Genomic DNA, 15,359 nt, shown 5'->3' with positions numbered 1-15,359 from the left:
TAACATGACACAGCCCACAAAAAAGAAAAACAAAGTAATTCCTATTATTTTAGGAGCATTTATTGTTATAGGAGCCATATTTGGTTTCACTCAATATAATTATTACAGCAAACACGTAGATACAGACGATGCTCAAATTGATGGCGATATTAGTCCGGTAATTGCAAGAGTAAGCGGTTATGTAAAAGACATCAATTTTGAAGAAAACACCGAAGTGAAACAAGGCGACGTGCTGGTAACTTTAGATGATAGCGATTATCAAATTAAACTAGAACAGGCAAAAGCTAGCCAATCTGGTGCTAATGCAGGAGTTGGCGTTTCTCAAGCTCAAATTATTGCTACTTCGGCTAACACGGCAACCGCAAAAGCAAATATCGAAGCTGCTAGAGTGAAATTAGATTTAGCCAAAAAAGATTACGATAGATATGAGAACTTGGTAAAAGATGGTTCGATTACTAGACAAGCATTTGACCAAGCCAAAGCACAAAAAGAAACTGCACAAGCTGCTTACGATGCAGCAGTAGATCAATATCATGCTGCTGTAAAACAAGTGGGTACTACGCAATCGCAATTAAATGTGAGCAATTCTGGCGTTACCCAACGCCAAGCCGAGGTTGATTTTGCCAAACTGCAACTTTCTTACACACAAATTAAAGCACCAACTACAGGTATTGTTGGTAAAAAAAGTGTGCAAAAAGGCCAGTTGGTACAAGCAGGGCAATCGTTATTCTCTATCGTTAATGACAACAGCATTTACGTAACGGCCAATTTTAAAGAAACGCAGTTAGAGAAAATTCACGCTGGGCAAAAAGTAAAAATTGATGTTGATGCTTACCCAGACCAAGAAATTGAAGGCGAAGTATACAACTTCTCTCCTATTACTGGAGCCAAAGGCTCGTTATTACCACCAGATAATGCTACAGGAAACTTTGTAAAAGTTATACAAAGAGTGCCAGTAAAAATCAAAATCATTAATAAGGATAAAACTATACTAGAGAAATTGCGCCCAGGAATGAGTGTAAAAGTATCTGTTGCTATATAAAAGCCCACCCCTGCCCTCCCAAAGGGAGGGAGATTTGGAGTAAATTTACAATATGCTTCTCCCCTCCTTTGGAGGGGTTGGGGGAGGCTTCAAGATCAAAAAAATGGCCGAAGTAGGTTTAAAAAAATGGATAATCACGATTACGGTAATCACAGCAGCGCTATTAGAGCTCATTGATACCACCATTGTAAACGTAGCATTACCACAAATACAAGGTAACTTGGGCGCCACGCTAGAAGATGTGGCCTGGTTATCTACAGGCTACGCAGTAGCCAACGTAATTATTCTACCCATGTCGGGCTGGTTAGGCAGTAGATTTGGGCGTAAAAATTATTTCTTATTTTCTATCATACTCTTTACCGTTGCCTCATTTCTTTGTGGTAATGCAGATAATTTATGGGAACTGGTAGCCTTCCGTATTTTACAAGGTTTAGCTGGTGGCGGTTTAATTTCTACTGCACAAGCAATTTTGATTGAAACTTGGCCGCGAGAAGATGTAGGTATTGCTACTGCCCTATTCGGTTTAGGTGCCGTTGTTGGCCCAACTATTGGACCAACCATTGGTGGTTATATCTTAGAAATTACCACCTGGCCTTGGATTTTCTACGTAAATATTCCAGTAGGAATTCTAGCCGCTTATTTAACCTATATGTTTGTTAGAGAAACGCCTAAGGATGGCAAAGGTGCACCTATCGACTGGTGGGGAATTGTACTGCTTGCCATTGCCATTGGTAGTTTACAAACTGTTTTGGAAAAAGGCGAAAGCGAAGATTGGTTTGCCACGCCTTACATTACGGCCCTGGCGGTAGCCTCGGTATTTGGGCTTTTACTTTTCATCTGGAGAGAATTGAGCACCGATCATCCTATCGTGAATTTCAAGATTATGAGGCATAGAAGTTTCTCCATTGGGATGATTACCTCCTTTGTGCTAGGATTTGGCTTGTACGGTTCAGTATTCGTATTTCCAATTTTCTGTCAGAACTTGCTAGGTTTTTCGCCACTACAAACTGGAGAACTTTTCATTGCTGGCGGTATTTGTACCATTGCGATGATGCCTTTTATTGGTATTATGCTTAAAAAAGGCGTACCAGCTCAAATTATGGCTACCGGCGGGATGATTTTATTCTTCGTCTTCTGCCACATGTTGAGCAAATCTACATTATCATCTGGTACAGATCAGTTTTTCTGGCCATTGGTAATTAGAGGTTTTGGAATGGCTTTATTATTTGTTCCGCTAACCACTTTGGCTATACAAGATTTAAAAGGTGCTGAAATTGGGCAAGGTTCTGGTTTAAATAACATGATGCGCCAATTGGGCGGCTCATTTGGTATTGCTGCGTTAACTACCTTAATCCACGTTCGCCAAGGATTTCACCGTAGCAATTTGTTAGTAAATGTGAATGAACAAAATCCTGCATTTACAGAAAGACTAAATGGCTTGATGCACAATTTTATGGCAAAAGGAGCTTCATTCTTAGATGCCAAATTAATGGCCATGAAAGCCATTGAAGGTGCGGTAATTAAACAAACCATGTTACTTACTTATAGCGATGCTTATTGGGTGGCAGGTGCAGTAATGCTTTGCTCTATTCCTTTGTTGTTCTTACAGAAATTTAAGAAAAATACTAACATCCCAGTAGACGCACACTAATTTTAATACTCCTACACACAATAACCATGAGGTCAGTGATTTTTTTCACTGGCCTTTTTTCATCAACAAGCAAAAAAAAAGCCGGAAGAAAACCTTCCGACCTGTTTAACTCCTTGTGGAGTTTTTATAATGAGTTAATCCACTTCACTAACTCTTCTCTACCTTTCCCAGTTTTTTGCTGTAATTTCCCCAATAACTCTTCATCTTTTCCCTCCTCGTGTTTTAAATCGTCATCCGTTAAATCGGCATAAGCTTGTTTAACTTTACCTTTTAACTCATTCCATTTTCCTTTTAATTCTAACTTATCCATAATGTACTTTTTAAAATTAATTTATGATTGAGTTAGAAGAACAAATTTACATCCACTATGTTTCAAAAAATGTAATTAAGCTATATGCAAATATCATTTGGCTGATGTAATGCTTATAGAAGCAAAACAACCATAAACACAGACTAAAAATCTGATTTACAGCCAAAAATAAATTTGAAGTAAAACAAAAAGGGCAAGTTAATTAAAACCTGCCCTTAATTATAATATGATGCTTCTTAAGCTTTTGCAGCAGCTATAATCTCGTCTACTACCGCTGGATCTAACAAAGTTGAGGTATCGCCCAAGTTTGAAGTATCGCCTTCGGCAATTTTTCTCAAAATTCTACGCATAATTTTACCAGATCTGGTTTTTGGCAAGCCAGATACAAACAACATCTTATCTGGTTTGGCAATAGCGCCAATAACCCTAGTTACAGTTTGTAGAATATCTTTTTTAGTTAGTTCTGCATCTTGATGATGATTTGGATAGATGATAAAGGCGTAAATCCCTTGTCCTTTTACATCGTGAGGATAACCCACTACCGCACTTTCTACCACACCAGCATGCATATTAATGGCATTCTCTACCTCGGCAGTACCAATTCTGTGTCCAGAAACGTTCAACACGTCATCTACCCTACCTGTAATTCTGTAATAGCCATCCTCATCTCTCAAACAGCCATCGCCAGTAAAATACATTCCCGGATAGGTAGAAAAATAAGTCTGTTTACAACGCTCATGGTCTCCATAAGTGGTACGCAGCATACCCGGCCATGGAAATCTAATGCAAAGATTTCCACTTACACCATTGCCTTCTATTTCTACACCGTTTTCATCTACCAAAATAGGCTGTATACCCGGTAAAGGCAAAGTAGCAAAGCTAGGTTTGGTTTTAGTTACCGTAGCTATTGGCGAAATCATGATACCACCAGTTTCGGTTTGCCACCAAGTATCTACAATTGGCGCCTTTCCGCCACCAATTTTTTCATCAAACCAATGCCACGCTTCTTCGTTAATTGGCTCCCCCACCGAACCTAAAACCCTTAACGAGCTTAAATCTTTTCCTTTCAATGGCTCATCACCAAAGCCCATTAAAGATCTAATTGCCGTTGGCGCTGTATATAATGTGTTTACTTTGTGTTTTTCTACGATATCCCAAAAACGAGAAGGTGTTGGATAAGTAGGTACGCCTTCAAAAATTAATGAGGTAGCTCCTTGCGAAAGTGGCCCGTAAACAATGTAAGAGTGGCCAGTAATCCAACCTATATCTGCCGTGCAGAAATAAACCTCATCTGGCTGATAGTTGAATACATTACTAAACGTATAACCAGCATAAACCATATAGCCGCCACAAGTATGTACTACACCCTTAGGTTTACCAGTAGAGCCCGAAGTATACAGTATAAACAGCAGATCTTCGGCGTCCATTTCTTCGGCCTCACAAACAGCATTTACGTGTTTCAATTCATCTTCCCACCACACATCTCTACCTTTTAACATACTTACAGGTGTTCTTACATGGGTAAGTACAATTACTTTTTCTACAGTAGGGCAACCAATTAAGGCATCGTCAATTACATCTTTCAACGGAATAGGTTTGGCACCACGGTATACACCATCGGCAGTAACTACCAATTTACATTGCGAGTCGTTAATTCTATCGGCAATAGATTTGGCAGAAAAACCACCAAAAATAACAGAATGTACTGCCCCAATACGAGCACAGGCCAATACGGCTATCGCCAATTCTGGCACCATTGGCATATAAATACAAACCCTATCTCCTTTTTTTGCACCATTGCGCTTAAGCACATTTGCAAAGCGGCAAACCCGCTCGTGCAACATTCTATAAGTAATGGTTACACTATCTTGCTCTGGGTCATTTGGTTCCCATATAATGGCTGGTTTATTTCCATTATGTTCTAAATGTCTATCTAAACAGTTCTCTGTGATGTTAAGTTTAGCTCCTTCGAACCATTTGATGGTGGGCTCTTCAAAATTCCACGAAAGAACTTTGTACCAAGGTTTTCTCCACTGAAAGTTTTGGGCTACTTCGCCCCAAAATTGCTCTGGATTTTCAATACTTTTTTTGTAGCTTTCTTCATACTGCTCAAAAGATTTGATTTGCATAGTATATCTATAATAGGTTTTGGATTTGTTCGATTGCTAAATTAAGTAATAAAATGCTATAAAAACATCAAAATCGTTTCAATTTTATAAACATACTCTTAAAAAACGGCTGATTTTATTTCGAGTTTACCAATTCTCGATAAGAAAGAAAAAGCCTCTGCTTTTGGCAAAGGCTTAATTAGAGCTTTCAACTTAGTATTATATCTTTAACTATAAGCCCAATGGCTTTATTTGTTCAATATAAAATTGCTAACAAAAATATGGCTTATAGGAAACACTTAAAATACTTAGAACTTGGTATTTTAATGAGAAAAATGCTTGTTATAGCTCAATTTTATCGCATAGCTGATGTATTTAACTAGTAGCCTAACAGCTAATAACCTAGCTATTTTTAATACGCAAAAAAATATCTCAAAATATTTTTACGACACACTTGACGGTTAGAAAAATTATTCTGATATTTGCAGGCTCTTAAAAAGAATTAAGCGACGAATAACAAATAACAAAATAAAGTCATGTCAAGAGTTTGTGATTTAACAGGAAAAACCGCGATGAAAGGACATAACGTTTCTCACTCGAACGTTAAAACTAAGCGCAAGTTTTATCCTAACCTACAACTTCAGAAATTTTATATCCCTGAAGAAGATCGTTGGATAACGCTAAAAGTATCTACTTCGGCTATTAAAACCATCAATAAAATTGGTGTTTCTGAAGCGATTAATCGTTTCATGAAAAAAGGATATTTGTAAAAACATTTACCGATTTTTCGGTATAAATAGATAAAGAAATGGCAAAAAAAGGTAACAGAGTTCAAGTTATTTTAGAATGCACAGAGCATAAAACAAGTGGTATGCCTGGTATGTCTAGATATATTTCTACTAAAAACCGTAAAAACACTACTGAGCGTTTAGAGTTGAAAAAATTCAACCCGGTTTTAAGAAAAGTAACTGTACACAAAGAAATTAAATAAGGATTAAAGGTTGAAGGTGTAAGGCAAATAATAGTCATAGATTATGAATTGTCAACAGTCACATTCTCTCATTAAATTTTAAAAACATGGCAAAGAAAGTAGTTGCAACCCTTAAAACAGGTACTGGTAAAGAATATTCAAAAGTGATCGCAATGGTTAAGTCTCCAAAAACAGGTGCTTATTCATTCAAAGAATCAATTGTTCACAATGATCACGTTAAAGATGCTATTGCCGCTGCAAGCAGCAAATAAGAATATTTAAGAATAGCTTAAGAGCCGTTCCGTATTAACGGAAGGGCTTTTTTTATTTTATCAAACTATGGGTTTATTCGATTTTTTCAAAAAGAAAGAAACCGCCCCTGAAGCTCAGGAAGCGCTAGATAAAGGACTAGAAAAAACCAAGGAAGGCTTTTTCAGTAAATTAACCAAAGCCGTTGCCGGAAAATCTACCGTAGACGATGATGTTTTGGACAACTTGGAGGAAGTGCTAGTAACTTCTGACGTTGGTGTAAGCACTACCTTAAAAATCATTGAACGCATTCAAGCACGTGTAGCAAAGGACAAGTACCTCTCTACTACAGAACTTAATGGTTTACTGAGAGATGAAATTCAGTTACTTCTTGCTGAAAACAATAGTAATGATTTCAGAAATTTTGAATACGGCGACCATAAACCTTACGTAATTATGGTAGTTGGTGTAAATGGTGTGGGTAAAACTACTACTATCGGTAAATTGGCGCATAAGCTAAAAAACGAAGGTTTAAATGTAGTACTTGGCGCCGCCGATACTTTCCGTGCCGCCGCTGTTGATCAGATTAAACTTTGGGGCGAACGTGTTGGGGTACGTGTAGTTGCACAAGCAATGGGCTCTGATCCTGCTTCAGTAGCTTTCGATACTTTACAATCGGCAGTTGCCAATAAAGAAGACGTGGTAATTATTGATACCGCTGGGCGTTTGCACAACAAAATTGGATTGATGAACGAGTTAGGTAAAATCAAAAACGTGATGCAAAAGATTGTACCTAATGCGCCTCATGAGATTTTATTAGTATTAGATGGTTCTACTGGACAAAACGCTTTTGAGCAGTGCAAACAGTTTACCGAAGCTACCGACGTAAATGCTTTGGCTATTACCAAGTTAGATGGCACAGCCAAAGGTGGCGTAGTAATTGGCATTTCTGATCAATTCAAAATTCCGGTTAAATACATTGGCGTAGGCGAAAAAATGGACGATTTGCAATTGTTCGATAAACGTGAATTTGTAAGTAGTTTATTTAAATAACTACGATTATACAGATTTTAGGATTACACCGATGTTATGGAACTGGAAAACAAATCTAAACATGATGATTTAACGAGAATAATAATTGGATGTTGCTTCGAAGTCCATAATACCCTCGGTCCTGGCTTTCTTGAAAAGATCTATGTAAATGCTCTAAAAATTAAATTACAGCAAAAAGGATTAACATTTGAAGCCGAAAAAGAGTTTATTGTAGAATTTGAAAAAACGGTTATTGGCAAATTCAGATGCGATTTACTAGTCGAAAATAAAGTCATTGTAGAACTAAAATCAGTTACAGGTTATCAACCTAAACTATTTCAAAATCAGTTAATTTCTTACTTAAGAGCAAGCAAAGTTAAAACTGGACTATTAATAAATTTTGGTAATACAAGCTGTGAAGTAAAACGCTTATCAGTATAATAATAAATCGGTGTAATCTTCTAATCTGTGAAATCAGACCGAAGGAAGAAAATCGGAATAATCATCCCGAAGGAAAAAAATGAAAGTAAAAAAGGAAAAATCATTATACCAACCTAAAATTAACGTAATTACGCTTGGTTGCTCTAAAAACACTTACGATAGCGAGGTATTAATGGGACAATTGAAAGGTAACAATCTAAATGTTGAGCACGAAGCAAATAAATTAGGGAAAGATGACATTGTAGTAATTAACACTTGTGGTTTTATAGATAATGCAAAGCAAGAATCTATCGATACCATTTTACAATACAGTCAGTTAAAAGACGAAGGCAAAGTCGGAAAAGTGATTGTTACTGGCTGCCTTTCTGAACGTTACAAACCAGATTTAGAAGCAGAAATCACCAACGTTGATGCTTTTTTTGGCACCAACGATCTTCAAAACATCTTACATACACTGGGTGCAAATTACAAGCACGAATTAATTGGCGAGCGTTTGCTAACTACGCCATCGCATTTTGCTTATTTCAAAATTGCTGAAGGTTGTAACCGTCCATGCTCTTTTTGTGCAATCCCGCTAATGCGTGGCAAACACGTTTCGAGAGATATGAACGAGTTGGTAAACGAAGCCAAGATATTAGCAGCTAACGGTACTAAGGAACTGATTTTAATTGCTCAAGATTTAACTTATTACGGTTTAGATATCTACGGCAAGAGAAATTTAGATGAACTTTTACGTCGTTTATCTGACGTAAATGGTATAGAATGGATCAGGTTACAATACGCCTATCCTGCTGGTTTTCCAATGGAAATTTTAGACGCCATGAACGAGCGTGAAAATATTTGTAAGTATTTAGATATGCCGTTGCAGCACATCACGGATAACATGCTTAAATCCATGCGTCGTGGTACTACCAAGCAAAAAACCATTGATATTGTTAACGAAATTAGAGCTAAAGTTCCAAACATTGCTATGCGTACCACTTTAATTTGTGGTTATCCGGGAGAAACTGAGCAAGATTTTGAAGAAATGTACCAATGGGTTGCTGATACTCGTTTTGATCGCTTGGGCTGCTTCACGTATTCTCACGAAGAAAAAACGCATGCTTACGATTTAGTGGACGATGTTCCGGAAGAAGTAAAACAAGAGCGTGTAGATGCCATTATGGAATTGCAACAGGGTATTTCTTACGAAATCAACCAAGAAAAAGTGGGCAATACCTACAAAGTATTGGTGGATAGAAAAGAAGGCGATTTCTTTATTGGCCGTACCGAGTTTGATAGCCCCGAAGTGGACAATGAGGTTTTAATTGATGCCAATTCTGGCTATGCCGCTATAGGGAGTTTTGTAAACGTAAAAGTAGACAGAGCAGAAGATTTTGATTTGTACGGGCGAATTGTGAAATAGTTTATATTTGTCTACATGACGGACAAAAACCTTTACATAATTGCTGGTTGTAACGGTGCAGGAAAAACTACCGCATCTTTTACCATCCTGCCCGAAATTATTTTCTGTAAAGAGTTTGTCAATGCAGATGAAATAGCGAAGGGTTTATCTCCTTTCCAACCAGAAAAAGTTGCATTTGAAGCTGGTAGAATAATGCTAAATCGAATTAATGAACTGTTGAAAAACAATGAGAGTTTTGCATTCGAAACCACGTTAGCTACAAAAAGCTATAAAGGTAAAATAGCAGAGGCCCAACAAAAAGGTTATACAGTTACTTTGTTATTCTTTTGGTTGCAGAGCATAGAATTAGCAAAAGAGAGGGTAAAAACTAGGGTTATTGAGGGTGGACATAATATTTTACCAGAAGTAATTGAAAGAAGATATGTACGAGGTATCGAAAATTTATTCGATATTTATTTGCCAATTGTTGACGGCGCTTTTATTTTTGATAACTCAAATGGTAATCATGAGCTTTTAGCGCAAAAAACTATTGACGACAACCTAATTATTATAGACGAGTATAAGTTTAACAAGCTAAAACTATCATTATGACAACCGTAGAGAAACAAATGGAATTAAAAAACAAACTGTTGCTCGGTCTCGAAAAAGTCTACGAAAAACTGATTGAATTTAAGAAACAAAAAAACTCGGAGTTGGTAATATTAAAAGATGGCAAAATTGTAAAGATAAAGCCATAATCAATTAAAAAGTATTTTTTAAGTCGAGATTTTCATCTCGACTTTTTATTTATTGTACCATCTTATTTAATACTCATAGGTGGACAAATTGTAAAATAAACCGAACGACTACTCTTGTTTCAAAATTTAATTTAATTTCGAAATGTGAAGGCTAAATACATTTCTTATCAGGATACACACTCATTCTCTAAACTGGTTTTAGATTATGTAAACGACGTCGAATTTCTAAGATCTTTCTACAGTTACAGACCAGACCTAGAGGGCTTAAAAAAAGCAGTAGATGCCCACCAGTTTACTGGAGACAGAGCCGTTTTGGTTAAGGCACTTCAACAGCAATATCAGTCGATAAAGGTTAACCCAGCTGTGAGTGCAAATATTGATTTGCTAGCTGATAATGATACTTATACCGTAACTACGGGACATCAGCTCAACCTTTTTACTGGCCCATTATATTTCATTTATAAAATTGTAACTACCATTAATTTGGCTCTGGAGTTAAAAATAGCTTATCCAGAAAAGAATTTTGTACCCATTTACTGGATGGCTACCGAAGATCATGATTTTGAAGAAATTAACCATATCAACGTAGATGAAAAAAACATCAGTTGGATACAACAGACCAACGGTGCCACGGGCAGGTTAAGCACCAAAACAGTAGCAGCAGCAGTGCAAGCGTATAAAGGTTATTTGGGTATCAGCCAAAATGGCAAAAAATTAGGTAAGTTGGTAGAACAAGCCTACTTAGCAAATGAAAATTTAGCCGATGCTACCCGAGTATTGGTAAATAGCTTGTTTGAGCAATATGGCTTAGTTATTATTAATGCAGATGATGTTGCTTTAAAGGCACAGTTTGCAGACATCATTAAAAGTGATATTACCCAACAAAACAGTGCAAGATTAACAGAAGAAAGCAGTAAAACCTTAGAAGCGAAGGGCTATAAAACCCAAGTTAACGGTCGCGATATCAACTTCTTTTATTTAAAAGAAAATCTTCGCGAAAGAATTATCAAAGAGGGAGATTTATATATAGTTAATCATACTGAAATTAAATTTACAGAAGCTGAATTACTTAATGAGATAGAACAATATCCGGAAAGATTTAGCCCTAATGTGATTATGCGCCCACTTTACCAGGAAGTGATTTTACCAAATGTTGCTTACATTGGCGGCGGTGCCGAAGTTTCTTACTGGATGCAATTAAAAGCAAACTTCGATTTCTACAAAGTAAATTTCCCAGTACTTTTACTTCGAAACTCTGCATTAGTTATAGATAAAAGAAGTTTTGCAAACCTAAATAAGCTAGGCTTTAGTTTCGAGGATGTTTTTTTAACCACAGAAGAACTACAAAAACGTTGGATAGAAGCAAATAGCAATGCTGTGCTTCATTTAAACGACGAAAAAGCAAACATTAAATCTGTTTTCGATAAGATCAAATTAAATGCTTTTAAAATTGACAAAACTTTAGAAGTATCCGCCGATGCGGTGTTGACAAAAACAGAAAAGCTATTAGAAAAGTTAGAAAAGAAGTTTTTTAGAGCAGAAAAAAGAAATCACGAAGTTTCTATTACACAAATCGAAAACTTAAAAAATCGGTTATTTCCTGGCGGAACTTTACAAGAAAGAATTTCTAATTTAGCACCTATGTACGTAGAATACGGCGATGACTTTATTTCATCATTAATAGAAAACTTTGAACCTTTAGGTGGAGATTTTACTTTGATACTTGCCTAAGAGAATGATTGAGTTTTGAATGAGTAAATGATTGAATATTTTTCAGTTGGCAATTGACAGTTTACAACCTTCCAACTTTAAAACATTTCAACTTTCCAACAATAAAGCAATTTAACAATACAACAATTTAACCATGCACCTCACTTTCACCGAAGAAAAATTAAGAACCTTTACCTACGATGTTTTTAAAAAGATGGGCTGTTCTGATGAGCACGCTACTTTAGCAACAGATGTTTTAGTTCGTTCGGATTTAAGAGGAATTGATTCGCATGGTGTAGCAAGGTTAAGTGGTTATTATCGCCTTTGGGAGAAAAATAGAATTAATGCTACACCTAACATTCGTATAGTACATGAAACACCAACCACCGCAACAGTAGATGGCGATGCAGGTTTAGGTTTAGTGGTTGCTCCATTCGCCATGAAGGTAGCCATAGAAAAAGCAGAAAAATATGGTAGCGGCTGGGTTTCGGTTAAAAACTCTAACCATTTCGGTATTGCAGGCTACCATGCTTTAATGGCAGTAGAAAAAGATATGATTGGCATTAGCATGACCAATGCTAGTCCGCTGGTTGCCCCTACTTATGCAAACGAACGTTTGCTTGGCACCAACCCAATGTGTTATGCTTTTCCGGCAGGTAAATATCCTGCTGTGGTAGTAGATATGGCTACGGCTGCCGCTGCCAATGGCAAGTTAGAGATTGCTCAGAGAGCAAATGCGGAAATTCCAGATGGCTGGGTACAAGATAAAGATGGCAACCAATCCATCAATCCGAATGAATTAAAAGCTGGAGGTTCATTACTTCCATTAGGTAGCGATAAAGACCATGGCAGCCACAAAGGTTACGGCTTAGGAGCAACGGTAGATATTTTATCAGCTGTGCTTTCTGGAGCCAATTATGGGCCTTGGGTGCCGCCATTCGTGGCTTTTTTAGAGCCAGATCCAAACCCGGTAGGCGAAGGAATTGGCCACTTTTTAGGTGCAATGCGAGTAGATGGTTTCCGCCCTGCGCAAGACTTTAAAGATCATTTAGATAATTGGATAGAACGTTTCAAAAACGCAAAAACTGTGGATGAAAGCAAACAAGTCATCATTCCAGGAGAGCCAGAATATCAATTTGAGTTGACACGTAAAACATCCGGCATTCCGTTAATAAACGCTGTAGTAGAAGACCTTAATAACTTGGCCAAAAAAATAGATGTAGAGCCGTTATTAATACCGTAAAATACGGAGTAGTTCTTACTTAAAACTGCTTAGTTTTGACAAACTAGTGCAGCGTGATGAAGGTAACAAAAAACGATATTTTATTTAGTATAGCTACCATTTTTGCATTTTGGTTTGTTTGTACAGGCTACATCTGGATTTATTGGATGGCGGCAATAATCTCCTACCCTTTTGGCATTGCCAGCTTTTTAACTTGGCTTTACATAAAAAATGACGGCAAAAAACGCAATAAAATCATTCTAATTTTGCTTCTTGTTGGGTTAACATTATCAATTAGTGTACTGCTAATAGCCTTATTGCGCAACTAAATTAAATACCCATAAATACGGATAAATTTGCCACGCAGCACCGCTATATTTGGTTAAGTAAACCTTCGCAACCATGAAAACGATATTAAATCAGATCATTCTACTTTTGCTCATCAGCAATGCCTTTATTGTAAAAGCTCAAGATGTAAACAATTTAATTAGCAAGGGCACGCAGCTTTATAACGCTGGAAAATACACAGAAGCCATACCGATTTTCAACGAAGTGATTGGCAAATCGCCAAACAGTGTTAATGCTTGGTACAATCGTGGACAGTGTTTTTATAAAACTGGTAATTACGATATGGCTATTCAAGATTACTCACAAGTTTTAAGAATAAACCCGAAGTATGTAGACGGATGGTTTCAAAAAGGTTTATGCAATAACTTAAGAAAAAACCATAATGCTGCCGTAGCCGATTATAGTGCAGGCCTGGCAATAGCACCCAACGATGCGCAATTACTATACAACCGCGGTATTGCAAATGCAGATAGGAACAGCTTAGACTCGGCGATGTTAGATTACAATAAAGCGATCTCAATAAACCCTAACTATACTAAAGCCTATCTTAACCGAGGAACGGTATTTTATAGAAAAAAAGATTTTACCAGCGCAGTAAAAGATTTCAGCAAAACGATTTCGCTAGATGCCAACATTTCGGAAGCTTGGACAAACAGAGCAATAGTGTACACCGCACAGTTTTTTTACGACTTGGCACTGGCCGATTACAATCAGGCTCTGAAAATTAGCCCGAATAATGTGAAGACATTACTAAATAGAGGAATTTTGTATAATAAGAGAAAAGAAAATAATTTGGCTATCGCCGATTTAACCGAAGCCATAAAAATAGATCCAAATTACACTTCTGCCTATATCATGAGGGGCGCCATTTACTACGACACTAAGCAATATGAACTCTCTAGAAACGACTTGCAAAAAGTGTTACAGCTGGCGCCGAACAACAAATTTGCTACAGATTTAATGGTTAAGATAAATGCGCTACCACCAAAACAATAACTTACTTTTTTAACTTAAACAATCTGAAATTTTCCTTATAGGTTAAGAAGAAAGAGTGGTTAAACTGCAAATTTTTCTCTGCCTTGTCAAAATCAACGTGAGGTTCAAAACGTACATCGAGGTATAAATTTGGCAGTAATTGCTTCTGATAAACATATCTCAACATCAAAATATTACGCTGTTTTTGCGTAAAACCATAACTGTTCAAATTTTCGGAAACTGACTGATATAAAGGCATACCTTTAATGGTAACAAACTGATTGCCTTTCCAATAAGATGCTGCCAAATTGCCCCAACGTGTATCAGCGCCGGCATTTAGCCACAAGCCAAAACCTCCGCTGTAAGCACGTAGTTTAGTTGGCGAAAAGTCTTTATAAGCAGCAACGTAATTATTGGTATACACTTGCATTACATTATTACCAATTTGCTTGCTCAAGGTAAATCCAGTAGCGCCGTTAAACAAGGTAGATATCGAAATATTGTCCAACACATCTATCTGTCCGCCGGTATGATAAAATAACGACTGCACAGGAATGGTCATTTTCCAATCGCTACTTTTAAACAAAGTAAAATCTGAAGTAAAGCCACCTACAATACGTTCTTTTGCGGCATCTCCTTTGTAAATCATCTTTTCCCAAGCAATCCAAGCATCTAAACTGAATTTCTCCTTATCTATCAATAATTGCGTGCCGTACTCTATTGGAGTAGTAATTTTACGTTCAAAATTATAGATAGGTTCTATGTAGTTGTGCTGTATATTTCCTTCTAAACTTCCAAAAACCAAGGTTAAATTTTTCTTACTATACTTGATGCTCAATAATGGTTTTGCTTCGTAAAAACCGTCCTCGCCAAAATCCTTTCTTAAATAAGCCCCACCAGTAATTGCCAAGTTGGGATGGGCATAATAAACCAGTTGCGGCTCTATTTGCGTTCCATAAAGTGTGTAACCATCATGAAAATCATTGCTATACTCATAATTTCTAACGTAATTGAAGTTATAGAAATTAAGATGCAATTCTTTAGTTAAGCTATCAGCCGGACGAATGCGATTATAGAGGTAGCTGTTGTTTAGTTGCGCTTTCGACGAATAAACTGTGATCAAAATTAAGGTAAAAAGTAAATATTTTTTCATTAATAG

Annotated in this window: 15 protein-coding genes; 12 read left to right on the top strand and 3 right to left on the bottom strand. The window is 36.9% G+C overall.

What is annotated here, in order from left to right; all coding sequences use genetic code 11:
- Positions 1–4 precede the first annotated feature (4 nt).
- Together OVA16_RS10975 and OVA16_RS10970 are read left to right on the top strand one after the other, a co-directional pair.
- Positions 5–1,042, top strand: coding sequence for an HlyD family secretion protein (locus OVA16_RS10975; protein WP_267759288.1), 1,038 nt, complete (start codon positions 5–7; stop codon positions 1,040–1,042).
- Between the two features lie 103 nt (positions 1,043–1,145).
- A complete protein-coding gene (locus tag OVA16_RS10970) occupies positions 1,146–2,693 on the top strand; it encodes a DHA2 family efflux MFS transporter permease subunit (RefSeq protein WP_324288606.1) in 1,548 nt (515 codons plus the stop codon).
- 124 nt (positions 2,694–2,817) lie between these two features.
- Here OVA16_RS10970 and OVA16_RS10965 read toward each other — a convergent pair whose 3' ends face one another.
- Complete coding sequence (locus tag OVA16_RS10965; protein ID WP_097133002.1) at positions 2,818–3,003, bottom strand: CsbD family protein; 186 nt, start codon at positions 3,001–3,003, stop codon at positions 2,818–2,820.
- Between the two features lie 236 nt (positions 3,004–3,239).
- Positions 3,240–5,132, bottom strand: coding sequence for an acetate--CoA ligase (gene acs / locus OVA16_RS10960; protein WP_267759283.1), 1,893 nt, complete (start codon positions 5,130–5,132; stop codon positions 3,240–3,242).
- 515 nt (positions 5,133–5,647) lie between these two features.
- Here acs and rpmB point away from each other — a divergent pair.
- The 10 genes from rpmB to OVA16_RS10910 all read left to right on the top strand — a co-directional run bounded on the left by rpmB (position 5,648) and on the right by OVA16_RS10910 (position 14,221).
- Entirely contained in the window at positions 5,648–5,881 is a 234-nt protein-coding gene (gene rpmB, locus OVA16_RS10955) for a 50S ribosomal protein L28 (RefSeq protein ID WP_097132999.1), read from the top strand.
- Positions 5,882–5,919: 38 nt separating this feature from the next.
- On the top strand, positions 5,920–6,102 hold the full coding sequence (gene rpmG / locus OVA16_RS10950) for a 50S ribosomal protein L33 (RefSeq protein WP_015809322.1): 183 nt from the start codon (positions 5,920–5,922) through the stop codon (positions 6,100–6,102).
- 86 nt (positions 6,103–6,188) lie between these two features.
- Positions 6,189–6,353, top strand: a complete 165-nt coding sequence (locus OVA16_RS10945; protein ID WP_267759271.1) for a DUF4295 domain-containing protein — start codon at positions 6,189–6,191, stop codon at positions 6,351–6,353.
- 67 nt (positions 6,354–6,420) lie between these two features.
- Positions 6,421–7,383: a signal recognition particle-docking protein FtsY gene (gene ftsY, locus OVA16_RS10940; protein WP_267759269.1), complete on the top strand. Its 963-nt coding sequence runs from the start codon at positions 6,421–6,423 to the stop codon at positions 7,381–7,383.
- A gap of 36 nt (positions 7,384–7,419) precedes the next feature.
- The gene (locus OVA16_RS10935) at positions 7,420–7,803 is read left to right on the top strand and encodes a GxxExxY protein (protein ID WP_267759266.1); all 384 of its coding nucleotides are present in this window, start codon (positions 7,420–7,422) and stop codon (positions 7,801–7,803) included.
- A 79-nt stretch (positions 7,804–7,882) separates the two neighbouring features.
- Complete coding sequence (gene rimO / locus OVA16_RS10930) at positions 7,883–9,208, top strand: 30S ribosomal protein S12 methylthiotransferase RimO (protein WP_267759264.1); 1,326 nt, start codon at positions 7,883–7,885, stop codon at positions 9,206–9,208.
- A 15-nt stretch (positions 9,209–9,223) separates the two neighbouring features.
- Positions 9,224–9,799 carry a zeta toxin family protein gene (locus tag OVA16_RS10925; RefSeq protein WP_267759262.1) on the top strand — a complete coding sequence of 192 codons (576 nt, stop codon included), beginning with the start codon at positions 9,224–9,226 and terminating at the stop codon, positions 9,797–9,799.
- A 290-nt stretch (positions 9,800–10,089) separates the two neighbouring features.
- Positions 10,090–11,676, top strand: coding sequence for a bacillithiol biosynthesis cysteine-adding enzyme BshC (gene bshC / locus OVA16_RS10920; RefSeq protein ID WP_267759260.1), 1,587 nt, complete (start codon positions 10,090–10,092; stop codon positions 11,674–11,676).
- Positions 11,677–11,809: 133 nt separating this feature from the next.
- Entirely contained in the window at positions 11,810–12,898 is a 1,089-nt protein-coding gene (locus OVA16_RS10915; protein WP_267759258.1) for an Ldh family oxidoreductase, read from the top strand.
- A gap of 381 nt (positions 12,899–13,279) precedes the next feature.
- Positions 13,280–14,221 carry a tetratricopeptide repeat protein gene (locus OVA16_RS10910; RefSeq protein ID WP_267759255.1) on the top strand — a complete coding sequence of 314 codons (942 nt, stop codon included), beginning with the start codon at positions 13,280–13,282 and terminating at the stop codon, positions 14,219–14,221.
- A gap of 1 nt (position 14,222) precedes the next feature.
- On the opposite strand, the gene OVA16_RS10905 is transcribed toward OVA16_RS10910, so the two are convergent.
- Positions 14,223–15,353: a hypothetical protein gene (locus tag OVA16_RS10905; protein WP_267759253.1), complete on the bottom strand. Its 1,131-nt coding sequence runs from the start codon at positions 15,351–15,353 to the stop codon at positions 14,223–14,225.
- Between the last annotated feature and the right edge of the window lie 6 nt (positions 15,354–15,359).

It is taken from the genome of Pedobacter sp. SL55 (assembly GCF_026625705.1).
GTDB lineage: Bacteria > Bacteroidota > Bacteroidia > Sphingobacteriales > Sphingobacteriaceae > Pedobacter.
Note: the sequence above shows the minus strand (reverse complement) of the source record. Positions and strands in the feature narration are given on the sequence as shown.